The following is a 24,426-nucleotide window of genomic DNA, read 5'->3' as shown; positions in this document are numbered from 1 at the left end:
GCCGGGAGAGCCGCGAGCACCGTCCGGGCGCGCCGTCAGTCGGTCCGGCTCTCCCGCCGGGTCCTGAGCACCTCGTCGACGTCGAATTCGGTGAGCCGGAGGGGCGGCCCCGGGGGCGGCATGCGCAGGGCCGCGCGGATCTTCTCGTTGATCCCGGCGAGGACGGCCCGTGCCTGGCGCTCCGAGGGAGCCGCCCGGGCCGCCTCCAGGGCGTCCTCGGCCTCCTTGCGCAGCGCGAGCGCCGGCGGCAGGGCCGCGAACCCCTCGCGGTGCATCTTGTCCCGGATCCACCACAGCTCGTCGTACGGGGCGTCGATCGAGGCCAGCGGCTTGCCGTAGCCCGGCAGCTTCTCGAACTCGCCGCGCTCGGCGGCCTCCCTGATCTGCCGGTCCACCCAGGACTCGAAACTGACGCCCGGTGGCTTGCGCTCGGTCACGGTTCCCTCCTCGGCAGCCTCTGCGGATCAGCGTATCGCCGGGCGGGCCGCGGGCGCCGGGACGTCGGCCGGTATCACCGAAAAAATTATCTTGACGTCAAGATTGACCTCGGGCAGGCTGCCGCAAGGTATCTCGACATCGAGATACTTTGGCGGGGGATGCGGAGGCCCGGGATGATCCGGCGGTGCGGTGCGGGGAACCTGAAGGACCGGCGGGGCGGAGCCGGACTGCTGGCGCAGTTGCGCCGACCGCCCGGCGGCCGGGACGCCCGCACCATGCTGTTCGCCCAGCTGCTGGACCGCACCGGGACCGGGGTCTGGGCCGCCTCCTGCGTCCTCTTCTTCACCTTCGTGGTCGGCCTGGACGCCCGGCAGCTGGGCCTGCTCCTGGGCGCGGCCGGTGTGGCGGGCATCGCGGGCTCCCCGCTGGCCGGCCACTTGGCCGAACGCTTCCCCGTACGCACGCTGCTGATCGGCAGTCACCTGCTGCGCCTCGGGACGGTCTGCGCAATGCTCGTGATCACCCGCTTCGAGGTGCTGCTGCTCGTGGTCGCCGTCACCTCCCTCGCCGAGCGGGCGGCCAAGATGCTGGAGATGCTCTTCGCCACGCGGGCGGCGGGCGAGCAGCGCGCCACGTACCAGGCGCTGTCGCGCAGCACGGCGAACGCCGGCTACGCGCTCGGCGCGGGCATCGCCGCCATCGGTCTCGCCGTCGGCACCCGCGAGGCGTACCACGTCCTGATCCTGGGCAACGCGCTGTCGTTCCTCGCGGCCGCGGCGCTGGTGTGGTGCACCCGGGAGCAGGACGGGCACGGCCCCGGCCCCGGGAGCGCCCGGGCGGCCGCGGGGACCGGGGACGAGGCCGCGGCGGGCCCGACGGCCACCGCGAACCCGTGGCGGGACCGCGGCTACCTCCGGTTCGTCCTCCTGGACATCCCGATGTGCCTGGACGACTCGATCCTGGGGGTCGGGCTGCCGCTGTGGCTGGTCGACCACACCGACGCGCCGCACGCCGTGGTGCCCGCCTTCCTCTTCCTCAACACCGTGCTCGTCGTGGTCCTGCAGCTGACCGTGTCGGCGAGGGTCCGGCGGCCGCGCCAGGCCGCCGGAGCGGTCGGGCTGTACGGGCTGGCGACGCTCGCATGCTGCACGCTCCTTGCCCTCACCCCCGAACACGGGGCCTGGGCCGCCTCGATCACCCTGCTGGCCGCGGCCGTGCTGGTCACCGCGGCGGAGCTGATCCGCTCGGTGACCTCCTGGGAGCTGGCCGTCTCCCTCGCGCCGCAGGAGGCGAGGGCCTCGTACCTGGGGGTGGCGGGCATGTCCCAGTCCATCCAGAAGTCCGCCGGGCCGCTGCTGCTGACCGGCGCCGTGATGGCGGCCGGGCCGGCGGGCTGGCTCGTGCTCGGGGCGGCGGTGGCAGGGCTGTCCGTCGTCCAGCGGCGGGCCAGCCTGCGGCGGCTGGACGCCCTGCAGGCCGCAGCCCCGGCCGGCTCCCGCACCACGGCAGGGAACGGCTCGGCGGCGGTGTCCTGACGCGCCGGGCCCCTCCGCTTTCCCCGGATCCCCGGTTGACGGGACCCCGTCTTCCCCGTCCCAGATTCCCCAGTCGACGGGACAAGTTCCCCTATCTCTCGGGAACGGCAGAAATCTAGCCTCGCTACTGCCTGTCCGCGACTGGGATCACTGTGATCGAGGGGGAAGTGTGACTGTTCGGGAGGTCGGTGTTCTGGCGATCGGCGCGGGTCCGGCGAATCTGGCGCTGGCGGTGGCCATCGAGGAGTCGGGTTCGGCCGAATTGGCGGACGGAACGCTGCTGTTGGAGCAGAGCCCGGACGTCACATGGCAGCGTGATCTGCTGATGCCGTGGGCGCGCAGTCAGGTGTCGTTCCTGAAGGACCTGGTGACGTTGCGGAATCCGTCGAGCAGGTTCACGTTCCTCAATTTCCTGCACGAGCAGGGGCGGTTGGACGAGTTCGTGAACCTGGGGACGTTCCACCCGTTCCGGTGGGAGTTCTCGGACTATCTGCAGTGGGTCGCGAAGTCGCTGGAGCGGGTCGAGATCCGTTACGGGGCACGGGCGGCGCAGGTGGATCCGGTGTGCGGGCCGGACGGGGCCGTTTCCGGGTGGAGCGTGCTGCTGACGGACGGGGACGAGATCCGCTGCCGGGACCTCGTCGTCGGCGGCGGCCGCGACCCGCGCGTACCGGAAGTGTTTTCCGGTCTTCCGGACGACCGGCTGATCCACAGTGCGCAGTACCGGACGCGGATCGCGAGGATTCCACGGGACGAGGCGGTCCGGGCGGTGGTCATCGGCGGGGCGCAGAGTGCGGCGGAGATGTTCTACGCGCTGCACGAAAATCTGCCGCAGAGTCAAGTGACGATGCTGGTGCGGTCGATCGGCCTGCAGACCTACCAGACCAGCAAATTCGTGAACGAGTTGTTCTTCCCTTCCTTCGTGGACGATTTCTACGAAAGTCCGGCGGAAGTCAGGGCGCAGCTGCTCGACGAAATGCGCTTCACGAATTACGCCGGTCTGGCACCGCCGTTCCTCGACGAGCTGTACACGATGCTCTACCGGCAGAAGACGCTCGGCCCGCAGCGCTCCGAAGTACGGGCGATGACCGAGGTCGTCGGGGCCCGGCTCGAGGACGGCGAAGTGGTCCTGGACCTGCGGGACCGGATGAGCGGGAAGACGGAGCCCTTGCACTGCGACCTCGTCCTCCTCGGCACCGGCTACGACCCCCGCAAGCCCGCCCTCGTACGGGAACTGGCGGCCCGCGTCGGGATCGACGAGGTCGCGGTCAGCCGCGCCCACCGGGTGGAACTCGGTGAGTCGGCCTGGGGCGCCGTCTACCTCCAGGGCGTCAACGAGGAGACCCACGGCATCGCCGACTCCCTCATCAGCGTCCTCGCACACCGCTCCCAGGACATCCTCACCGACCTGCTCTCCCGCCGCGCCGGCGCCGAATCCAGGAGCGACTGATGCAGCGGACACTGGTGATCGCCCCCGGCCCGACCGCGAACGGCGATCTGCACCTGGGCCACCTGGCCGGCCCGTTCCTCGCCGCCGACGTCTGCGCGAGGTACGCCCGCGCCGCGGGCCACGACGTGCTGTTCGGCTCGGGCGTGCACTTCACGCAGAACTACATCGTGACCACCGCCCGCAGACTGGGCGTACCGCCCGAAGAGCTGCGCGTCCGGTCGGCCGGGCAGGTGGAGCAGACCCTCGCGGCCATGGGCATCCGGCCGGACGGGTTCGTCCGGTTCGGCGACCGGTACGTCAAAACCGTCCGGACCTTCTTCGAGCGCCTGCACAGCAGCGGGGCACTCCGGCTGCAAGGCGTCACGTTCCCGTACGCACCCCGCACCGGCGAGTACCTCACCGACGCCTACGTCCGCGGCGGCTGCCCGGTGTGCCTCGCCGACGGGTGCGCCGGTCTCTGCGAGAACTGCGGGCACTGGATCGCATCCGGCGACCTGATCGACCCGCGCTCCACCCTGCACCCCGAGGACCCGGTCGAACTGCGCGAGCAGCAGGTCCTGGTGCTGCCGCTCGAAGACCACCGCGAGGCGCTCGTCACCTACTTCACCCGGCAGGCCGCGACGATGCGCCCGCGGCTGGCGCAGATGATCGAGGAGATCCTCGCCGGGCCGCTCCCGGACTATCCCGTAACCCTGCCCATCGCGTGGGGCATCCCCGCACCCTTCCCGGAGGTCGCGGACCAGGTGATCTACGCGGATGCCGAGACCATCGCGTGGAGCATGCACTGCACCGCGCTCGCCGCCGAGGAGCGCGGCGAAGTGCTCGCGGCCGACGACGAGTTGTGGTTCTCCGAGACCGGCAACAAGGTCGTGTACTTCTTCGGGTCGGACGCCGGCTTCGCCTTCGCGGTCGTCGGGGCGGCCATGCTGGAGGCGCTGGGCGGCTACACCCTGCCCGAGCACTTCGTCACCAACGAGTTCTACGAGCTGGACCACGACAAGTTCTCGACCAGCCGCGGCCATGTCGTATCGGGCCGGGAGCTGGCCGCCGAGGTGCCCAGGGACGTCATCCGCTTCTACCTCGCCGCGACCAGCCCCGACTTCCAGCGCACCAACTTCACGCGCGAGGCACTGGACCGGGTGACCGGCGAACGGCTCGTCCAGCCGTGGAACCGGGTCGCGGAGAAAGCCGGCAGCTGGGCCGGCCGGGGTCCGTTACCGGTGTCCGGGCGGTCCCGGGAGGCGGCGGCGCGCCTCCTGGAACGCTTCGCCGCCGCCTACGACGTCCGCCGCTTCAACCTGACCGCGGCTGCGTTCACCCTGTCCGAGCAGCTGGCACGGCTGGACCGGTGGGAGGTGGGGCCGGCCGACGCCGGCGACTTCTGCCACGAGGTCGACGTGTTCCTGCGCTGCGCGGCGCCGCTGCTGATCGACCTGGCCGGGGCGGCCCTCCCCGACGGCGCGATCCCCGCCGGGCCGAACGCCACGGAGTTCACCCCCGTACGGCTGCCGCGCCTGGCGGAGCCGGGGCGGTGAAGGCGGCGCCTTCCGTCCGGCAGCCCGCGGCCGGGGCCGTGGTCGTGGTCGTCGGAGCCGGCGTCACCGGGCTGCTGACCGCCGTGGAGTGTGCGCTCGCCGGCCACCGCGTGACCGTGCTGGACCGGGGCCCGATCCCCAACCCGCACGCCAGCTCCTTCGACCAGCACCGGGTCATCCGCACCTTCAGCCCGGACGACCCGGACGCCACCCGGCGGATGACCGCCGCCCACCGCCGCTGGCAGGACCTCGAGACGCTGCTCGGAACCCGCTTCCACCGCAGGGTCGGAGTGGTCACCGCCCGGCCCCGGGAACGCCTCGACGCGCTGGCCGCATCGGCCGCCGAGGCGGGGGTCCCCGTACGGACGGTGGAACCGGAGACGCTGCCGCACCTGGAGTTCCCGCCGGACTCGGCAGGGCTCCTGGAGGTGGACGGCGGGGTGCTGCTCGCGGAGCGGGTCCTGCACGCCGCCGCCCGCCGGCTCGACGCGCATCCGGCGGTGACCTTGCGTCCGTACACCGCGGTGACCGGGATCGACACGGACTCCGGGAAGGTCCGGCTCGCCGGCGGCGAGCGGCTGGGCGCCGATCTGGTCCTGGTCGCCGCCGGCCCGTGGACACGCGACCTGGTCGGGCCGCCGGTCGTCCTGCATCGCCAGACCATGGTCTACCTGCATCCGCCGGCCGACGCGGCGCGGTGGTGGGAACACGCACCCGCGGCCGGCGGGCTCGGCGCGGACGGCCGGGCCTGGGCGGTGCCGCCCGGGGACGGCACGCTCCTGAAGATCAGCTCCGACGCGGTCTGCCGCACGGTGGACACCATCGCGGACTGCGCCGCCGAGGACCAGGAGCCCTGGGCCGAGCGGCTCGCCGCGGCGGCGCCGCTGACGGGCCTGCACCGCTACACCGTGGCCGCCGTGAAGCCCTGCCACTACGCGGCCGACGTGGACACCGGCGGCGCGCTGCTCGCCCGCGTGGGTCCCGCCGTCTGGTCGCGGGCGGCGTGCGGCGGATCCGGATTCAGTGCGGCCCCGCTCGTCGCGGACCGCATCGTCGATGTCTTGAGGGAAGGGGCGGCATGACGGAGGATGCTCCGGTCCGGGTGTTCGACGCGCTGAAGGCGACTCCGACACCGGTCCGATATCTCCTCGGCGGCGTACTGGTCAACCAACTCGGTGCGTTCGTCCAGACGTTCCTCGTGCTGTACCTGACCTTCCGCGGCGCATCGGTCGGCGTGGCGGGGCTCTCGCTCGTCGCGTACAGCATCGGTTCGATCTTCGGCACGATGCTGGGCGCCGAGATCACCCACCGGTTCGGCCCGCGGGCCACCATCATGGCGGCGATGGGGGCATCGGCTCCGCTGGTGGCGTCGATCTCCTGGCTGAGCGGGCCGGGGACGCTGTGGGCGCTGCTGGTCGTGGTCGGGCTCGCGGGCCTGTTCACCCAGGCGTACCGGCCAGCGGCCGCCGTGATGCTGAGCGACCTGATGCCGGAGCGGTACCAGGTCATGGCGTTCTCGATGATGCGGATCGCGCTGAACATCGGCGCCGCCTTGGCCCCGCTGATCGCCGCGGTGGTCATTCTGGTCGACTGGGACCTGCTGTTCTGGATCGACGGCGCGACCGCTCTGGTCTACGCCCTGCTGGCGTTCGCCCTGCTCCCGAGGAAGGCCGTGGAGGCGGAGCCGGAAGCCGGGACCGCGGACGCGGCCGAACCCGGAGCCGCGGGGTCCGGACAGGCCACCGACGGCCGTTCGGCGTACGCCACGATGGTCCGCGACCGGAAGTACCTGCTCTACCTGGGCGCCATCCTGCTCGGCTCGCTCACCTACGCGCAGGGCCACATCGCCCTGCCGCTGGAGCTCGCCGCGGACGACTACCCGACCAGCTTCTACAGCACCGTGCTCACGGTGTCCTCCGTCGTACTGATCACCTGCGAGCTCAAGATCACGGCTTACCTCAGCAGGCTGCCGAAGCACGTACGGGTGATCACCGGCCACCTGGTGGAGGCCGTCGGCCTCGCCGTCTACGGGCTGACCTCCCGGTCCGGTGCGTTCACCATCACCGGTGCGGTGCTGGTGGTCTGCGGGATCATGATCGCCGCGCCGAGCATGTTCGCCCACCCGGCGACGTTCCCCGCGGCGGTCAAGGCCCGCTACATCGGCACCATGCAGGCCGTGGGCGGAGCGGCCTCGGCGCTCGCGCCACTGTTCGGCGTCTTCCTCTGGACCAGGCTCGGCGGCGGATTCTGGCTGCTGTGCGGCGTCGTGACCGCCCTGGCCGGACTGCTCGCCCTGGCCGGTGTGAAACAGCCGCCCGAGCCCTCCCCTGCGAAGGACGAGGCGGCCGGCACCGAAGGAAAGCCCGAAGTCGTCGGAGGCACGTCATGAACGAGCAGCAGCCCGGCCCGGCCGCCGGGCCGGTCCTGATCGTCGGGTTCGTCGGCGTCACGCTCGCCGCCATCGGGGAGTTCCAGCCGGACGACTCGGTGATCTACATCGAGGAGCCCGACGTCGTCCGCAAGCGGCACGTGCACGAGCAGCTCGACGGCGTGGCGTTCGTCCGCGGCCTGATCGAGTGGGAGTACCACCTCGCGGGCAAGGCCGACGAGTTCCACAACGCCCACCCCGACCTCGCTCCCGTCGCGGTCGTCCCGGCGATCGAGTACGCGACCCCGTTCGCCGCGCGCCTCGCGGAGCGCTACGGCCTGCCCGGCGCCGGCCTCGGAGCCGCCCGGATCCTCCGCGACAAGGCCCTGCTGCGGCAGGTCAGCGCCGCGGCCGGGATCGCCAACCCGGCCAGTGTCCGCGTCGACGGGGCCGCCGGCGTACGGGACTTCCTGCGCAGCCAGGGCGGCCCCGTCGTGCTCAAGCCCGCCAACCGCCAGGCCGCCGTGGGCACCCGGGTGATCCACGACCCGGCCGAGGTCGAGCAGGCCTGGGCGGACTGCCTGGTCCAGGACGAGGGCGTCTTCGTGCCCGACCGGCCCATGGAAGTGTCCATGCTCGCCGAACAGTACGTCGACGGCCCCGAGTTCAGCGTCGAGATGCTCGTACGCGACGGGCGCCCGCTGTTCGTCAACGTCACCGGCAAGCAGCTCTTCCCCGGGCCGCACCCGGTGGAGATGGCGCACACCGTCCCGGCGGACATCCCCGAGGAACTCGCTGAGGTACTCGGCGCGCAGACGGAGCGCGTCGTCGGAGCCGTCGGCTTCCGCGACGGGATCGTGCACTGCGAATGGATCGTCTCGGACGGTGTCCCGTACCTCGTGGAATGCGCGGGCCGGCTCGCCGGCGGCGGCATCGTCGACACCATCCAACTCGCCTACCCCGTACAGCTCATGCGCAGCTACTACGCGGTGATGAAGGGAGAGGAGCCGCCGGCCGAACTGCCCCGGCGGGCCAAGGGCGGAGCGGCCGTACGGTTCCTGGCCACCGGGGCGGGCCGGGTCACGGCCGTGCACGGCATCGAGGACGCCCGGCAGGTCGACGGGGTGTTCCTGGTCGCGGTCACCGCCGAGCCGGGCGACCGGTTCACGGGGCTGCGCCACTCCTGGGACCGCGCCGGGATCGTCATGGCCACCGCGGACAGCTCCGCCGAGGCACTGCGGCGGGCCGAGGCCGCCGTGGCCGCAGTCCGGATCGACATCGAGGGGGAAGCATGACGGTACGGGAGGTCGGTGTCCTGGCGATCGGCGCCGGTCCGGCGAATCTGGCGCTCGCGGTGGCCATCGAAGAATCGGGCTCGGCCGAACTGGCCGACGGAACCCTGCTGCTGGAGCAGAGCCCGGACGTCAAATGGCAGCGCGACCTGCTGATGCCGTGGGCGCGCAGCCAGGTGTCCTTCCTGAAGGACCTGGTGACGCTGCGCAACCCGTCCAGCAGGTTCACGTTCCTCAACTTCCTGCACGAACAGGGGCGGTTGGACGAGTTCGTCAACCTGGGAACCTTCCACCCGTTCCGGTGGGAGTTCTCCGACTACCTCCAATGGGTCGCCACCTCGCTGCAGCGGGTCCGGATCCAGTACGGGGCCCGCGCCGTGCAGGTCGACCCCGTCGTGGAAGCGGACGGCTCTGTCTCCGGGTGGAGCGTGCTGCTGACGGACGGGGATGTGATCCGCTGCCGGGACCTCGTCGTCGGCGGAGGCCGCGACCCGCGGGTGCCGGACGTCTTCGCCGGCCTGCCGGCCGACCGGCTGATCCACAGCGCCCAGTACCGGACCCGGATCGGGCTGCTCCCCAAGGACGAACCGCTGCGCGCCGTGGTGGTCGGCGGGGCCCAGAGCGCCGCGGAGATGTTCTACGCGCTGCACGAGAACCTTCCGCAGAGCCGCGTGACCATGGTCGTACGCTCGGTCGGGCTGCAGAACTACCAGACGAGCAAATTCGTGAACGAGCGGTTCTTCCCCTCGTTCGTGGACGAGTTCTACGACAGCCCTGCGGAGGTCCGGGCGCAGGTCCTGGACGAGATGCGGCTGACGAACTACGCAGGTCTGGCACCGCCGTTCCTCGACGAGCTGTACACGATGCTCTACCGGCAGAAGGCCCTCGGCCCGCAGCGCTCCGAGGTCCGCGCGATGACCGAGGTCGTGGGCGCCCGGCTCGAGGACGGGGACGTCGTACTCGACCTGCGGGACCGGATGAGCGGCAAGACCGAGCCCCTGCGCTGCGACCTCGTCCTCCTCGGAACCGGCTACGACCCCCGCAAGCCCGCCCTCGTACGGGAACTGGCGGCCCGCGTCGGCATCGACGAGGTCGCGGTCAGCCGCGCCCACCGGGTCGAGCTCGGCGAGTCGGCTTGGGGCGCCGTCTACCTCCAGGGCGTCAACGAGGAGACCCACGGCATCGCCGACTCCCTCATCAGCGTCCTCGCACACCGCTCGCACGACATCCTCACCGACCTGCTCGCCCGCCGCGCCGCCGCCACCGCAGCCGGGAGCGGCCGATGACCACCGACAGGGGAGCCCTGCTGGTCGTCGGCAGCGGGCTGAAGGTGTACCGCGAGTACCTCGTCGCGCCGATCCGGCGCCGTGCCCGCGCGGCCGGCCTGGACATGGTGTTGCTCAACAACCTCAACCCCACCTGGCAGCACGAGTACTTCGACGAGATCATCGTCGCCAACGTCTTCGACTCCGAGGCGATGGGCGCGGCGGCACGCGAGGTCGCCGCACGCCGCCGCATCGTCGGCCTGATGTGCTGGGACGAGCCGCTGGTCCTGGACGCCGGGCTCCTCGCCGCCGAGTTCGGTGTGCCGGGGCTGTCCGTGCCCGGCGTACGCGGCTGCCGGGACAAGCAGCTCACCCGGGCCGAGCTCACCGCGGCGGGCCTGTACCAGCCGGGGTTCGAGCTGACCACCACCGTGGAGCAGGCCAGGGTGGCCGCCGGGCGGATCGGCTATCCCGTCGTGATCAAGCCGCGCGCGATGGGCGCCAGCATCGGCGTCGTGTTCGCGGCCGACGAGACCGAGCTGGAAGCCGCGTTCCGCATCGCCCTGTCCGCGAGCGAGGTCGACCCGGGCCCGTACCGGGCGAGCGCCATCGTCGAGGGGTACGCGCCCGGGCCGGAGATCAGCGTCGACGGCGCCGTGCACAAGGGCGAGTACCTGCCGATGTTCGTGGCCCGCAAACACAGCAGCGACCAGCCGTACTTCGAGGAGGTCGGGCACCTCGTCGACGCGGCCGACCCGCTGATGGCGGACCACGAGCTGATGCGCACCCTGGCCCGGGCGCACCAGGTGCTCGGCATCGAGGACGGCATCACCCACAGCGAGGTCCGGCTGACCGGCCGCGGGCCGCTGATCATCGAGATCAACGGCCGGCTGGGCGGGGACCTGATCCCCTTCCTCGGCAGGACCGCCACCGGCATCGAGCCCGGCGAGGTGCTGTTCGACGTGGCCACGGGGCAGCGGCCGGACACCCGGCCCACCCGGAGGGCCGTCGCCGGCATCCGGTTCGGCTACCCGGAACGGGACTGCCTGCTGCGATCGGTCGCCGTACCGGCCGAGGCCCCGGGCCTGGTCGCCGCCGCGCCGATGGCCGAGCCCGGCACCACCCTGCGGCTGCCCCCGGGCGGCTACCTGGCACGCCACTCCTTCGTGGTGTGCGAGGCCGACGACACGCAGACCTGCCTGGAACGGCTGGAAGCGGCCGCCGCGCTCGTCGCACTGGACGCCGAACCGATCGGCCCCCCGGATCCGGACGCGCCGTTCGAGATGCCGGCCGGCCTGCTCGACGTGGACGAATGACCGGCACGTACCACCACTTGAGGGGGAACGCATGAGTACGACCCGGAACCCGGGCACCGAAGCACCCACCACCGCGGCCGAGATCCTGGAGCGGGCCAAGGCACTGGCTCCGCGGCTGCGGGAGCGGTCGGCGGAGATCGAACAGGCCCGGCAACTCCCGGCGGACGTCGTGGACATGCTGCGCGACACCGGGGTGTTCCGGATGTGCTTCGGGCCCGAGTGGGGCGGCCCCGAGCTGACATCGATGCAGCAGGCCGAGGTCGTGGAGACGCTGGCCCACGGGGATGCCTCGGCCGGCTGGTGCGCGGCGATCGGCGCGATGACCGGGGCGATCAGCAACTTCCTGGACCCCGCCGTGGTCAAGGAAGTGTTCCCCAGCCTGGACATGATCACCGCCGGGCTGATCGCGCCGGCCGGGCATGCAGAGCGCGTTCCCGGCGGCTTCCGGCTGACCGGCCGGTGGTCGTTCGGCAGCGGGATCACCCACGCCGACTGGGTGACCTCGGGTGCGTTCATCTACCAGGACGGCAAGCCGTGGGCGAGCCCGGACGGAAGCAACGCGCACGCGTCGCGCCAGTTCCTGGTGCCGGCCCACGAGGTGGGGGTCGTCGGGAACTGGGACACCACCGGCCTGTGCGGCAGCGGGAGCAGCGACTACACGATCACCGACGTGTTCGTGCCCGAGGAGCACACCTACACCTTCTACAAGGTACGGGGCCGCACGGACACCCCGATCGCCCAGCCGGACTCCTTCATGCGCAGCCTGTGCGCGGTGCCGCTCGGGGTGGCCAGGGCCGCCCTGGACCACGCCCGGGAGACCGCGCTGACCCGGGTGGACAAGATGACCGACACCCCGTGGGCGGACACGTTCCGCGTGCAGGTCACCCTCGCCGAGTGCGAGGCGGAGTTCAACGCCGCCCGCAGCGGCGTCTACAGCAGCTCGCAGCGGCACTGGGACGTACTGGCGGGCGGCGGCACGCTGGACGATCTCACCGCCACCGAGCGGGCCGCGTCCTCGCTCGCCTGGGTGCACGCCTTCCGCACCTCGCGGGCGATCGTGAACCGGCTCTACGACCTGCTCCAGGCCTGGTCGATCAACAGGTCCTCGCCGATGGACCGCTGGATGCGCGACACCGCGACCATGTGCCAGCACGTCGCCGCCTCGGACCTGATCCTCGAGTCCGGCGGCGCCTACCTGCTGGGCCGGCCGCCCAAGTTCCGGATGAGCCTCGGCATCGTCAAGTAGGGCCAAGTGAAAGGCGATCACATGACCATGACCCGGACCCCGGGGGCCGAGGTCCCCGCCACCGCGGCGGAGCTCCTCGCCCGTGCGAAGGAGCTGGCGCCGCTGCTGCGGGAGCGGTCGGCGGAGATCGAAGAGGCGCGGCGGCTGCCGGCGGACGTGGTGGACATGCTGCGCGACGCCGGGGTGTTCCGGATGGCCTTCGGCCGTGAGCTGGGCGGCCTCGCGCTGACCACGGTGGAGCAGACGCAGGTCGTCGAGACGCTCGCGCACGGGGACGCTTCCGCGGCCTGGTGCGCGGTGATGGGCGCGAGCAGCGGCATCTTCAGCGCCTTCCTCGACGAGACGGTGGCCAAGGAGATCTTCCCGACCCCGGACACGATCATGGCCGGGCTGCTGCAGCCGACGGGTCGCGCCGAGCGGGTCCCCGGCGGTTTCCGGCTCTCCGGCCGCTGGTCGTTCGGCAGCGGGATCACCCATTGCGACTGGGTGACCTCGGGTGCGTTCGTCTACGAGGACGGCAAGCCGTACGCGAGCCCGGACGGCAGCAATCCGCACGAGTCGCGGCAGTTCCTGGTGCCCCGGGCCCAGGTGGAGGTCATCGACAACTGGCACACCATGGGCATGCGCGGCACCGGCAGTTGCGACTACATGATGGCCGATGTCTTCGTCCCCGAGGAGCACACGTACAGCTTCGGCAAGGTACGCGGCCGGCCAGGCCCGCTCGCCCAGCCGGACGCGTTCACGCGCAGCATGTGCGGCGTGGCGCTCGGGGTGGCCCGGGCCGCGCTGGACCACGCGCGGGAGATCGCCCGGACCCGGGTCGACCGGATGACCGGGGTGGCGTGGAAGGACCACTTCCGGGCCCAGGTCACGCTCGCCGAGTGCGAGGCGGACTTCCTCGCCACCCGGGGCGCGGTGTACGGGAGCCAGCGCCGGCAGTGGGAGGTGCTGGCCGCCGGGGGCACCCTGGACGACCTCACTCCCGAGGAGCGCGCCGCGTCGCCGCTCGCCTGGGTGCACGCCTTCCGCACCTCGCGGTCGATCGTCAGCCGGCTCTTCGACCTGCTCCAGACCTGGTCGATCCACCAGTCGTCGCCGATGGACCGCTGGATGCGCGACACCACCACCATGTGCCAGCACGCCACCGCCCAGGACCGCATTCTCCAGTCGGCCGGAGCCCATCTGCTGGGCGGGAAACCCGAGTTCGGGATCTGCCTCGGCATCGTCAGATAACGCAATTCGCCTGCGTGCAGGCCAGGGGGGAGAAAGTCCGATGGGCCGAGGCCTGGTGCTTTTGGTCAATCCCAACAAGGTGCACCCACCGATCGCGCCCTATGCGCTCGATGTGCTCACGACCTCGTTGGAGGCCGCCGACTTCGAGGTCGAGGTGGTGGACCTCACGTTCCACCGGGAGGACTGGAAGTCCTGCCTCTCCGAATACTTCGGAGCGCGCAGTCCCGTCCTGGTCGGTGTCACCATCCGCAACACCGACACCGTCTACGCCTTCGAGCAGCGCCCCTTCATCGGGGAGCACAAGGAGATCATCACCGAGATCAAGCGCCTGACGGACGCGCCGATCGTCGGCGGCGGCATCGGCTTCTCCTCCATGCCCTTCGCGCTGGTCGACTACTTCGGCATCGACTTCGGCGTCAAGGGCCCCGGCGAGCAGATCATCTGCGATCTCGCCGACGCGCTGGTCACCGGACGCGACACGGACACGGTGTCCGGTCTGCTGTGCAACACGGGGGAGGGGGTCGTCCGGATACCGCCGCCGGCGCTCTCCCTGACGCCCCGTCGCGCCGTGGCACCGCGGCCCGCCGGGCAGTTCGAGGACCGCGTGTGGCAGGTGGACCAGGCCGGTACGTACCTGCGCCGCTCCGGCTCGCCGCACAAGGTGGACAACCTGCTCTACTACCAGCGCGGCGGGCTGGCCGGCATCCTCACCAAGAACGGCTGCACCTACCGCTGCTCGCACTGCGTCGAACCGGACGCGAAGGGCATCAGGTTCGGCCGGCGCGACGTCGCCGCCGTGGTCGACGAGATGCAGTCCCTCGCCGCGCAGGGAATCCTCGACCAGCACACCACCGACAGCGAGTTCAACCTGTCCATAACCCACGCGAAGCAGCTGCTGCGCGAGATCGTCCGGCGCAGACACGCCGACCCCGGCAATCCGCTGAACGAGCTGCGGCTGTGGGTCTACTGCCAGCCTTCGCCGTTCGACGAGGAGTTCGCCGAGCTGCTCGCGGCCGCGGGCTGCCGCGGGGTGAACGTCGGCTCCGACCACGTACGGGCGGACATGCTGCGCGGCTGGAAGGTCACCGAGAAGGGCACCACGTACTACTCCTTCGCCGACACCGAGAAACTGGTCCGGCTCTGCCACGCCAACGGCATGATGACCATGGTCGAGGCGCTGTTCGGAATGCCGGGCGAGACACCGCAGACCATGCGCGAATGCGTCGAGGCGTTCATGGCACTGGACGCCACCGTGACCGGGTTCTCGCTGGGGCTGCGGCTCTTCCCCCACACACCGCTCGGCATCGCGATGGCCGAGCAGTGCGACGGGGTGCGGACGGTGCCCGGACTGCAGTCGAATACGGCCACCGAGCCGATCGTGCTGAAGCCGCTGGCCCGGTGCTCGGGCCCGGTCGAGTACGAGCGGCAGTTCATGTTCGACGAGTCCGGCAACTTCCGGCTCGTCTGTTACTTCTCGCCGGATCTTCTCGAGGACGCCGAAACGGTCAAGGACCCCTCCGGACGGTGGAGCCGGTCCGTGGAACTGCTCTGGGAGCTCGTCGACCCCTCCGACCACCACCGGGTCATGCTGCCGACGCTGGCCGGCTCGAGCGAGCACGACAACAACTACGCGGACAATCCGTTCCTGACGAGTCTCAGCGGACTCGGATACACCGGAGCATTCTGGGCGCATTGGCGAGACCGAGAGGCAATTCTTCGTCAGGCGCAAGAGGTAGGAATGGCAGAGTCCGCAGAAAACTGACATGGCCGGATGTGAATGTCGCTACCGACACGGTGATCGCGCCGCGCGGATATCCCCCTGACCGTTGCGGTAAGACTGGCCAGTGCACCATTCTGGTAACGGCCGGTCGGCCTGGGCCGCCGTAAAAGATCGATTCGGGGGGAAGGTAGAAATGCATCAGACGGCAAACATCAAGGGGCTGCTCTGGCCGCTCTCGTCACAGGGTGAGGCGCAAAGGGAGTTCACGGGCCGACGGCCCGACGGTGATCTCGCGGTCGTCGCCAGACCTCTCGCCACCGTCACCGTCGTGCTCGCCGACGCGCAGCCTGCGATTCGCCACGGAGTCCGTTCCGTCCTGGAACGGTCCGGAGGGATATCCGTGGTCGGCGAGGCCGCCACGGCGGACGAGGTGATCGCGGAGACCTCCCGCTGCCGGCCACGCGTCCTCGTGGTCGACCCGCTCATGGACGAACGGGCCGGTATGCGGGTGATATCCGAAGTGCTGAGATTATGGCCCGAAACGGGCATCCTCGTCTTCAGCTCGGTTGACGACGACCGGGTCATCACCGCCGCGCTCCAGGCCGGTGCGCGCGGCTATCTGTTCAAGCGGGCCGACGCGGACCAGATCCTGCGCGGTATTCAAGCCGTTGCGGCCGGTGAGGGAATCGTCGACAAATCGATCGCCAACCGGCTCGGAGCCCTGATGTGCCCGGCGTCGACCGGGCAGTATTACTACCCCTTCCCGCAGTTGACCAACCGGGAGCGGGACGTTCTGGAACGTATCGCCGCGGGCAAGTCGAATGCCGCCATTGCCCGTGAGCTCGTGCTCGCATCGAAGACCATCAGCAACCGCGTCTCCACGATATTCGGAAAACTCGGCGTGGCCGATCGGTCCCAAGCCATCGTGCTGGCCCGCGACGCCGGTCTGGGGCACGGCTGATCCATCGATATCACCGCATGCGGCAGCGTGCGGCAGATTCCCTTTCGGCAAGGGAACAATTCCCCTGTCGAAAGGGAGCCGCCTTCTTCTAGCCTGATCGACGTCGCCCGCCGCCGGAATGCCGCAACGCCGCAACGCCGCAATGCAAAGACGTCGAACGGAGCGGAACGTTGACCGACCAAGAACAGCCCGACGTGGAGATCCGCACAGCGGAGCCGGACCACCTGCTCCGGGAACACGGCCTGGACCTCAAGCTGCTGTACCCCTGGCCGGGGCTGGAGGCGCCGTTCCGCGGGGCATGGTGCGTTCTGCGCCCCGGCGACGTGTCGGAGGCGCACGCCCACCACGAACGCGAGATGTTCATCGCCATGTCCGGCCGCGCCGAGGTGGTCTGCAACGGCCGCCGGCGGGAGCTCGCAGCGGGGGACATCGCGCTCATGAGGGGCGGAGCCGAGCACCACATCGTCAACGAGCACGACACGGACTTCTCCTACTACGCGATCTGGTGGGGCCGGAGCATGTCGGCCGAGTTCCTCGCCGGGCAGCCTGCGCAGAACACCGAACCGGACACGGCCACGTGATCGACTACGACGGCCGCAGGTTCCGCAAACCGCAGGGCGACGTCCGCACCGTCGCCGTCTACCACCAGCAGGGTGACCTGGTCTGGGGAGAGGTCGTCGGCGGCGAGGTGCGGCGCGGGTGGACCGTCGGCACCTGCACGCCGGACGGCACCCTGTCCATGGGCTACACCCTCGTGTTCGCGACCGGCGAGGTGGTCTGCGGGCGCACGGTCAACACACCCGAGGTGGCCGAGGACGGCCGCCTGCGGCTCCGTGAGGTCTGGGAACGCTACGGCCCGCACGCCGCGACGGGGATCTCCTACATCGAGGAGGTGCAGTGAGCGCATCCGAGGCGGACTGGCAGCGTCTGGAGAAGATGGTGGCGGGCCGCGTACTGCGGCCCGGCGATGCCGGTTTCCGCGAGTCCAGCACCCCGTTCAACACCCGCTACGCCTCGACCACGCCGAACGGCGTCGTGTCCGCTGCGAGCCACGGCGACGTACGGCACGCCATCGAGTGGGCCCGCGACACGGGCGTCGGCCTGGTCGCCCGCAGCGGCGGCCACAGCTACGCGGGCCACTCCGTCAACACCGGCCTCGTCCTCGACCTCAGCGCACTGGACACCGTCGTCGCCGACGGCTCCACCGGGCTCGTCACGGCCGCCGGCGGGGCCCGCATGGCCGACGTCTACGCGGCGGTCCAGCCCCATGGGATGGCGTTCGCGCTGGGCAACGGCGCCTCGGTCGGCATCGCCGGCCTCACGCTCGGCGGCGGCTCCTCCTCCACCTCGCGCAAGCTCGGACTCACCGCGGACGCCCTCGTCCGGACCACCCTCATGACCGCCGAAGGCGAGGTGCTGACCTGCGACGCCCAGGAGAACCCGGACCTGTACTGGGCCTGCCGCGGCGGCGGAGGCGGGAACTTCGGCATCAATCTGTCCTTCACCTTCCAGGCCACCGCGGTGCCCGACGTCTCCACCTGCCTGCTGCTGTGGGACGGGGCCGACGCCCCCGCGGCCTTCGCGGCGGTGCAGGAGGCCGCCCGGCACGCACCGGACGAGTTCTCGGTCCGCCTGGGCGTCGCCGCCGCCGGCGGCAGCCACCCCGTGGTGTCGGCCGTCGGACTCCACCTCGGCCCAGCGAGCGAACTGCGGGAGCTGCTCGCCCCGGTCCTCGCGTCGACCCGGCCCGTACGCGAGGACATCGCCGACCGCACGTTCTGGGAAGCCAAGGACTACCTGCTGCACGAGACCTCCGCCGGGGCGTTCGCCGTACGGACGAACTTCGCCGCCGAGCCGCTGCCCCCCGAGGCCGTGGCCGCCGTCATGTCCCGGCTCGCCGGTCGGCCGGGCAGTGGCAACCCGGACGGCTGTGGCCTGGCCCTGTACACCTGGGGCGGCGCGATCAACCGGGTGGCCCCGGCCGACACCGCATTCGTCCACCGCGACGCACAGTTCCTCGTCAGCATGGACACGTCCTGGACCGAGCAGGACGGTCCGGACACCGTGGCGGCGAACCTGCGCTGGCTCGCCGGTCTGCAGGAAGAGGTCGCGCCGTACGCGGGCGAGGGCGCGTACCAGAACTTCATCGACCCGGACCTGCCGGACTGGCGCACCGCCTACTACGGCGCCAACTATCCGCGGCTCGTGGAGATCAAGAAGCGCGTGGACCCGGACGGCTTCTTCACCTTCGGACAGGGCATCGGATCGTGACGGGACCGTGCCGGTCCCGTCGGTAGCCGTGCGCATCCTGCGCATCTTCTGTACCGGCCTGGGTAGGCGGCTTCCATGAGCGAGGAGACCCGCACGCTGCTTCTCGGTGGCGGGACGCACGGAGCCGTCACCCGGTCGCGCGACTTCACGCGCCACGCGCTCGCCGAGTGGCGCTTGATCACCGACGAGCCCGCCGACGGGCCCGGCGCGCAGCACCCGTACGACCCGGACCGGCAGGAGGCCGCCGAGGACGTCCTCCTGCTGGTCTCCGAGCTGGTGAGCAACGCCTGCATCCACGGCGGCGGCCCCCGCGCGCTGGTGCTGCGCCGCAGCGCCGCGCGGCTGCGGATAGAGGTCGGCGACGGGAGCCCCGAGCACCCCCGTCGCCTGCGGCCGGCCGATCCCGCCCGGCCGGGCGGGCACGGTCTGCTCGTCCTGGAGCGGCTCGCCCGGAGCTGGGGCTGGGAGCCCTACGCCGACGGGCAGGTCGGCAAGACGGTGTGGGCGGAAGTCCAGGTGCCGCTCACGCCCCCGGTGGCCCGTCCTCGAGGAGGCCCGACCGCAGAGCGGTCAGCGTCCGGTTGAGCAGCCGCGAGACGTGCATCTGCGACAGCCCCAGCCGCTCGCCGATCTCGGACTGCGTCAGCCCGTGGCCGAAGCGCAGCGACAGCAGGGTGCGCTCCCGCGCGGGCAGTTCGGCCAGCATCGGCTTGAGCGACTCCAGACACTCGATCGTGTCGTACGCCACCTCCTCCTCCCCGAGCGAGGGCCGGTCGGCGTACGCGTTGCGGTCGCCGTCCTCCTGCACCGGCGCGTCCAGCGAGCGCGCGGAGTACGCGTGCGCCGCCTTCTGCCCCTCCACGAGCTCCTCGGGCGTGACGTGCAGCCGGCCGGCCAGCTCGGCGTCCGTGGGCTCGCGGCCGAGGTCCTGCTCCAGTGCGTCGTGCGCCTTGGCGGCGTCGATCCGCAGCTCCTGGAGCCGCCTGGGCACTTTGACGGCCCAGCTCGTGTCGCGGAAGAACCGCTTGATCTCGCCGACGATGGTCGGCATCGCGAAGGTGGTGAACTCCACCCCGCGCTCCGGGTCGAACCGGTTGATGGCCTTGATCAGGCCGATCGTGCCGACCTGGACGATGTCCTCCATCGGCTCGCTCCGGCCGCGGAACCGGCGGGCGGCGAATTTCACCAGGCTCAGGTTGAGCTCGACGAGGGTGTTGCGCACATAGGAATACTCGGCGCTGCCCTCGTCGAGGGCACGCAGCCGGTGGAACAGCGCCCCCGACAGCGTCCGGGCTTCACCGGTGCCCACACTCAGCGTGTCCTGCGGAATGCTTTCGGTGATGTCTGCGTACGCCATGTCGGCTCCTCCGACGGGTGGTCGCGCCGCAGGGTGCTGCGGCACGGCCGTCTCGTGAGCTGTCCTTCCAGATATACCCCCGTCCGGGTGAAATGAAGCCGCGCATTCTGGAAACCGCAGCTCAGAGCCCTGCCTCCGGGGAGCGCAGGGCCTGGCGCACCGACCAGACGACCGAGACCAGAGGCACCGCCACCACCGCGCCCAGCACGCCCGCGGCGATGGCCCCCGCGACCACCGACAAAGCCACGACGACCGGGTGCAGCCGCACCGCCCAGCTCATCAGCATCGGGTGCAGCACATGCCCCTCGATCTGCCCGATGATCACGATCAGGCAGACCACCAGGGCCGCGACCAGCGGCCCCTTGGCGGCCAGCGCGACCACCACGGCCACGGCGAGGGCGACCGGCGAGCCGATCAGCGGGACGAACGCGGCGAAGAACTCCAGCAGCGCGAGCGGCACCGCCAGCGGCACGCCCAAGGCGTAGAGCGCGATCCCCACCAGGATCGCGTTGGTCGCGGCGACGAGCACGATGCCGTGGGTGTATCCGGTGAACGTGCGCCACGCGGCCCGGCCGGCGACCGAGATGCGCTGCTGCGCGCCCTGCGGGAACTGGGAGCACAGCCAGCGCCACTGCCTGTCACCCGAGTAGATGAAGAAGACCGAGCAGAACAGTGACAGGGCCACCACGGTCAGGGCCGCCACCAGCCGCCCGGCGCCGGTCACGGCCGTGCTGAGCAGGGTCGCGCGATGGCTGGAGAGGTAGTCGCCGATCCGGTCCCGCAGATCGCCCAGCGCATGCGGGCTCAGCCGCAGGGGCGGCCGCTCCAGCAGGGGCTCCAGCCGGTCCAGCCCCGCCCGGAACTCCGCCACCAGCGAGTTCCACTCCGCCGCCACCGTCTCGCCGACGAACGCGAGCGCGCCCAGCCCGAGCACGATGCTGCCGACGAGTGCGCAGGCCACGGCGAGGGAGCGGGGAATCCACCGGGCCAGCAGATCGGCCACCGGGCGCAGCAGCGCGGTGGCGACCAGGCCGAGGAAGACGGCCACGCCGACCTCGTGGAACCGCCCCAGCACGATGAACACCGTGTACACGACCGCGCCCACCACGAGCAGCCGCCAGGAGTAGGCCGCGGCCGTCCGCAGCAGCGGCGACACGGAGGACGCGTACGGCCTGATGGCGGGCCTCCCGCCCGGGCGGCGGCCGCGGGCGCGGGCGCGGCGGACGGCCACCCGGCCGCGCGGGCCCTCCGTACGCTGCCCCTCCGTACGCGCCCCGGCCGGGCGGGACTCCGGCCGCCCTGCGGATCGCCTGGTCATCTACCGCCTCTGCCGGTGGCCCGATGGGTGCATTTCCCTGTGAACTGCCACGCTGGATCCGGTACCCCACACACCCGGAGTCAGATTCGCCCGAAGGAACCGCCGAATGCCGCGGCCCGCGGCAGGGTCCGCCTCTCTTGCTTGAGGAGCTCCCCGCGGGGCAGGAGCAGGGCCCGCGGGGAGCGCGGGCGGACGGGCACCGACCGTGCCGGGGCCTTGAACCCGAGGAGGTGAAGCGGGTGCGCATCGCTCTTCCGACGGCGTCCACAGGCGCCGAGGAGCCCGAACAGAGCAGGAGTCCGGCGCGACATGATCACGGTCGGGGTTGAGGAAGAGTACGTCCTGCTGGATCCCGTCACCCATCTGCCCGTGGCCCTGGCGGAGGAGGTGCGGGCCGCGGCGGGTCTCGTGTCATGGGTGGGCGAGGGCGAGGTGCAGAACGAGCTGCTCCAGGCCCAGGTCGAGGTGGCCACACCCGTATGCACGGACCTGGACGAGGTTGCGGGCCACCTGCTGCGGCTGCGGCACGCGGTCGGCTCCGCCGCCGAGGAGTACGGCTGCCGCCTCGCCAGCTCCGCAGCGGCGCCCCTGCGCGACGCGGTGCCGGTCCCGGTCACCCAGAAGCCGCGGTACCTCAAGATGCGGGACGAGGCCTGCCGGCTGGTCGACGAGCAGCTGATCAACGGCATGCACGTGCACGTGGCGGTGCCCGACCGGGAGATGGGCGTGGCGGCCCTGAACCGGCTGCGCGTCTGGCTTCCGACGCTGCTGGCCATGTCGTCGAACTCGCCGCTGTGGGACGGGTGCGACACCGGATTCGCGAGCTGGCGCACGATCGTCTTCGGCCGCTGGCCGGTCAGCGGCCCGACACCCTTCTTCCGCACGCTCGCCGACTACGAGGAGCGCATCGAGGCGCTGCTGGACGCGGGGCTGATCGCCGACCGGGGCCAGCTCTACTGGCAGGCCAGGCTGTCCGAGCGCTACCCCACGCTGGAGGTGCGCTGCCTGGACGTGCAGCTGGAGGCCAGCGACGCGGTGCTGCTCACCGGGATCGTCCGTGCGCTGGTCAGCACCGCGATCGCCGAGGAGAAGGCCGGAGTCGCACCCCCCGAGTGTTCGCACGAGCTGCTCCAGGCGGCCATGTGGCATGCGGCCCGGCACGGCCTGGACAGCACTCTCATGGACCCGCAGGGCCACCGGCGCAGCGCCGGCGACGTGCTGTGGCTGCTCATGCGGCACATCACGCCCGCCCTGGAGGAGGCCGGGGACCAGCGCGAGGTGGGCTCCCTGCTGCACCGGCTCCTCCAGCAGGGCACGCCCGCGGACCGGCAGCGCCGGGCCCTCGCGGACGGGGGCATGGCGGCCCTCGCCGACCTGATCACGGGGCAGGGCGCCGTGGCCGGGGGCTGACCACTGCCGGGGCCGCCACCTCGCCGACGTGCGGGGCCGCCGCCCGGACGCGAGGATGAGCGGGGACGAAGGACGGAGCGTGAGTGGTGGAGATTTCTACGAGGGAGGTCTTCGGCGCCCCGTGCTGGGTCAGCCTGATGGCCCGCGATCTCCAGGGAACCCAGCAGTTCTACGGTGCGGTCCTCGGCTGGAAATTCCGCCCCGCCCGGCTCGGCGAGGGGTGGACGGTCGCCGAGCTGGACGGGCTGCCGGTCGCCGGGATCGGGACGCTGACCGCGGACCTGGCGGTCGCCGTGGCGTGGACGCCGTACTTCGCGGTCGACGACGCCGATGTGACCGCGGACCGCATCCGCGAGCGCAGCGGAACCGTCGCCGTCGGTCCGGTCTCCTTCCCGTCCGGCGGCCGCGGCGCGCTGGTCGCCGACCGGGACGGCGCGGTCTTCGGCATCTGGGCCGGCGGGGTGTCGGCCGACTGGCGCGTGGGCCACGGCCCGGCGCCCGCCTGGCTGGAGCTGCGGACGAGGGACGCCTTCGAGGCGGCGATCTTCTACGGCGAGGTACTGGAATGGGCGACCGGCCGTCCCGGCTGCTGCGAGGTCTCCTACGAGAACGACCAGGTCGTCCTGCGGCAGGCGGGCGAGCCCGTCGCCCGCCTGGACGGCGGGATCACCGAGGCCGCGGCGCACGCACCGGAGACCAGGCCCCGCTGGCACGTCTACTTCCGCGTCCCGGACCTCGACGAGGCCATCGAGGCGGCCACCGCCGCCGGCGGGACCACCCTGTCGACCGTCGTCTCGAGCGCCACCGACCGCTGGGTCACCCTGCGCGACCCCGAAGGGGCGATGTTCACCCTCACGGCCGCCCGCGAGGAGCCCGGGACGGCCTGAGCACGCGCGGTGGGGCGAGCCCGGCAGCGGGTCAGACCTGGGCGGCTCCGCCGTCCACGAACAGTTCGATGCCGGTGATGTAGCTGCTCTCCTCCGAGGCGAGGAACAGCGCCGCCGCGGCCACTTCCTCCGGGCGGCCGGTCCGGCCCAGCGGCACCCCGGACGTCACCTCCTCCAGGATGGCGGCGGGCGCCCGCGCCAGCGCGGGCGTGTCGATCGGACCGGGGCTGAGCGCGTTCACCCGGATCCCGCGCCCCGCGAGCTCCAGCGCCAGGCTGCGCGCCATCGACCGTACGGCCGCCTTCGTGGCTCCGTAGATGCCGAACCGGGTGGACCCCGCCGAGCCCGCCGTCGAGCCGAGCAGGATGACCGAACCGCGCTCCCCGAACAGCGGCAGCGCCCGCTGCACGGTGAAGAAGGTCCCGCGGAAGTTCAGGTCCGAGACGGTGTCGAACTGCTCCTCGGTGAACTCGGCGACGCCGCCCGCCTTCCCGCCGCCCGCGTTGGCCACCAGGACGTCGATCGCCCGGCCTTCGGCTGCGACCGCCGCGAACAGCCGGTCGAGGTCCGCCGCCTTGGTGACGTCACCCGGCACCCCGACGGCGCCGCTCCCCAACTGCTCCACTGCCGAGGCGAGTTCGGCCTCGCGTCGCCCGGAAACGAACACCCGGGCACCCTCCCGTACGAACCGGTGCGCCGTCGCCAGTCCGATGCCGGCCGACCCGCCCGTGATCACCGCGACCTTGCCGTCGAGCTGTCCCATGAGCGCAGAGAGTCCGGCAGCCGCCCGGGGAAGTCAAGGGCCGCGCGGCCCGCAGGCGGGC

22 protein-coding genes are annotated in these 24,426 nt (G+C 71.6%); 18 read left to right on the top strand and 4 right to left on the bottom strand.

Annotated elements, in window-relative coordinates:
* Positions 1-35: 35 nt before the first annotated feature.
* Positions 36-437: a J-domain-containing protein gene (locus OHT74_RS05565; protein WP_328619552.1), complete on the bottom strand. Its 402-nt coding sequence runs from the start codon at positions 435-437 to the stop codon at positions 36-38.
* A gap of 174 nt (positions 438-611) precedes the next feature.
* On the opposite strand from OHT74_RS05565, the gene OHT74_RS05560 reads away from it, so the two are divergent.
* The 16 genes from OHT74_RS05560 (at position 612) to OHT74_RS05485 (ending at position 19,215) form a co-directional block, all read left to right on the top strand.
* On the top strand, positions 612-1,973 hold the full coding sequence (locus tag OHT74_RS05560) for an MFS transporter (protein ID WP_328619551.1): 1,362 nt from the start codon (positions 612-614) through the stop codon (positions 1,971-1,973).
* 169 nt (positions 1,974-2,142) lie between these two features.
* Positions 2,143-3,423, top strand: a complete 1,281-nt coding sequence (locus OHT74_RS05555; protein ID WP_328619550.1) for a lysine N(6)-hydroxylase/L-ornithine N(5)-oxygenase family protein — start codon at positions 2,143-2,145, stop codon at positions 3,421-3,423.
* Complete coding sequence (locus OHT74_RS05550; RefSeq protein WP_328619549.1) at positions 3,423-4,958, top strand: class I tRNA ligase family protein; 1,536 nt, start codon at positions 3,423-3,425, stop codon at positions 4,956-4,958. The genes OHT74_RS05555 and OHT74_RS05550 overlap by 1 nt, the downstream gene beginning before the upstream one ends.
* The gene (locus tag OHT74_RS05545) at positions 4,955-6,040 is read left to right on the top strand and encodes an NAD(P)/FAD-dependent oxidoreductase (RefSeq protein WP_328619548.1); all 1,086 of its coding nucleotides are present in this window, start codon (positions 4,955-4,957) and stop codon (positions 6,038-6,040) included. Before OHT74_RS05550 ends, OHT74_RS05545 begins: the two co-directional genes overlap by 4 nt.
* Complete coding sequence (locus OHT74_RS05540) at positions 6,037-7,347, top strand: MFS transporter (RefSeq protein WP_328619547.1); 1,311 nt, start codon at positions 6,037-6,039, stop codon at positions 7,345-7,347. The genes OHT74_RS05545 and OHT74_RS05540 overlap by 4 nt, the downstream gene beginning before the upstream one ends.
* Positions 7,344-8,621, top strand: a complete 1,278-nt coding sequence (locus tag OHT74_RS05535; RefSeq protein ID WP_328619546.1) for an ATP-grasp domain-containing protein — start codon at positions 7,344-7,346, stop codon at positions 8,619-8,621. The genes OHT74_RS05540 and OHT74_RS05535 overlap by 4 nt, the downstream gene beginning before the upstream one ends.
* Entirely contained in the window at positions 8,618-9,904 is a 1,287-nt protein-coding gene (locus OHT74_RS05530; protein ID WP_328619545.1) for a lysine N(6)-hydroxylase/L-ornithine N(5)-oxygenase family protein, read from the top strand. Before OHT74_RS05535 ends, OHT74_RS05530 begins: the two co-directional genes overlap by 4 nt.
* Positions 9,901-11,199 carry an ATP-grasp domain-containing protein gene (locus OHT74_RS05525; protein WP_266661218.1) on the top strand — a complete coding sequence of 433 codons (1,299 nt, stop codon included), beginning with the start codon at positions 9,901-9,903 and terminating at the stop codon, positions 11,197-11,199. Before OHT74_RS05530 ends, OHT74_RS05525 begins: the two co-directional genes overlap by 4 nt.
* Before the next feature lie 31 nt (positions 11,200-11,230).
* Positions 11,231-12,445, top strand: a complete 1,215-nt coding sequence (locus OHT74_RS05520) for an acyl-CoA dehydrogenase family protein (RefSeq protein ID WP_328619544.1) — start codon at positions 11,231-11,233, stop codon at positions 12,443-12,445.
* A gap of 21 nt (positions 12,446-12,466) precedes the next feature.
* The gene (locus OHT74_RS05515; RefSeq protein WP_328619543.1) at positions 12,467-13,678 is read left to right on the top strand and encodes an acyl-CoA dehydrogenase family protein; all 1,212 of its coding nucleotides are present in this window, start codon (positions 12,467-12,469) and stop codon (positions 13,676-13,678) included.
* Positions 13,679-13,718: 40 nt separating this feature from the next.
* Positions 13,719-15,440, top strand: a complete 1,722-nt coding sequence (gene tsrT, locus OHT74_RS05510) for a tryptophan 2-C-methyltransferase (RefSeq protein WP_266661212.1) — start codon at positions 13,719-13,721, stop codon at positions 15,438-15,440.
* Between the two features lie 151 nt (positions 15,441-15,591).
* The gene (locus tag OHT74_RS05505; protein WP_328619542.1) at positions 15,592-16,359 is read left to right on the top strand and encodes a response regulator transcription factor; all 768 of its coding nucleotides are present in this window, start codon (positions 15,592-15,594) and stop codon (positions 16,357-16,359) included.
* Between the two features lie 170 nt (positions 16,360-16,529).
* Complete coding sequence (locus OHT74_RS05500; protein WP_266661208.1) at positions 16,530-16,940, top strand: cupin domain-containing protein; 411 nt, start codon at positions 16,530-16,532, stop codon at positions 16,938-16,940.
* Positions 16,937-17,260, top strand: coding sequence for a hypothetical protein (locus OHT74_RS05495; protein ID WP_266661206.1), 324 nt, complete (start codon positions 16,937-16,939; stop codon positions 17,258-17,260). The genes OHT74_RS05500 and OHT74_RS05495 overlap by 4 nt, the downstream gene beginning before the upstream one ends.
* Positions 17,257-18,630 carry an FAD-binding oxidoreductase gene (locus OHT74_RS05490; protein WP_328619541.1) on the top strand — a complete coding sequence of 458 codons (1,374 nt, stop codon included), beginning with the start codon at positions 17,257-17,259 and terminating at the stop codon, positions 18,628-18,630. Before OHT74_RS05495 ends, OHT74_RS05490 begins: the two co-directional genes overlap by 4 nt.
* A 75-nt stretch (positions 18,631-18,705) precedes the next feature.
* A complete protein-coding gene (locus tag OHT74_RS05485; RefSeq protein ID WP_266661202.1) occupies positions 18,706-19,215 on the top strand; it encodes an ATP-binding protein in 510 nt (169 codons plus the stop codon).
* Here OHT74_RS05485 and OHT74_RS05480 read toward each other — a convergent pair.
* Positions 19,154-19,987 (bottom strand): RNA polymerase sigma factor SigF, encoded by an 834-nt coding sequence (locus OHT74_RS05480; protein WP_266661200.1) that lies wholly within the window; start codon positions 19,985-19,987, stop codon positions 19,154-19,156. The genes OHT74_RS05485 and OHT74_RS05480 overlap by 62 nt on opposite strands.
* Positions 19,988-20,108: 121 nt before the next feature.
* Positions 20,109-21,305 carry an AI-2E family transporter gene (locus OHT74_RS05475; RefSeq protein WP_328619540.1) on the bottom strand — a complete coding sequence of 399 codons (1,197 nt, stop codon included), beginning with the start codon at positions 21,303-21,305 and terminating at the stop codon, positions 20,109-20,111.
* Positions 21,306-21,614: 309 nt separating this feature from the next.
* Here OHT74_RS05475 and OHT74_RS05470 point away from each other — a divergent pair, with 309 nt between their 5' ends.
* Positions 21,615-22,715: a carboxylate-amine ligase gene (locus tag OHT74_RS05470; protein ID WP_266998666.1), complete on the top strand. Its 1,101-nt coding sequence runs from the start codon at positions 21,615-21,617 to the stop codon at positions 22,713-22,715.
* Between the two features lie 137 nt (positions 22,716-22,852).
* Entirely contained in the window at positions 22,853-23,602 is a 750-nt protein-coding gene (locus OHT74_RS05465; RefSeq protein WP_328623260.1) for a VOC family protein, read from the top strand.
* Between the two features lie 31 nt (positions 23,603-23,633).
* Here the strand turns inward: OHT74_RS05465 and OHT74_RS05460 are convergent, their stop codons facing one another.
* Positions 23,634-24,365, bottom strand: coding sequence for an SDR family NAD(P)-dependent oxidoreductase (locus OHT74_RS05460; RefSeq protein WP_328619539.1), 732 nt, complete (start codon positions 24,363-24,365; stop codon positions 23,634-23,636).
* Between the last annotated feature and the right edge of the window lie 61 nt (positions 24,366-24,426).

Source organism: Streptomyces sp. NBC_00354 (genome assembly GCF_036106915.1).
Classification (GTDB): Bacteria; Actinomycetota; Actinomycetes; order Streptomycetales; family Streptomycetaceae; genus Streptomyces.
The sequence above is the reverse complement of the archived record's forward strand: the minus strand, read 5'-3'. Positions and strand labels throughout refer to the sequence as shown.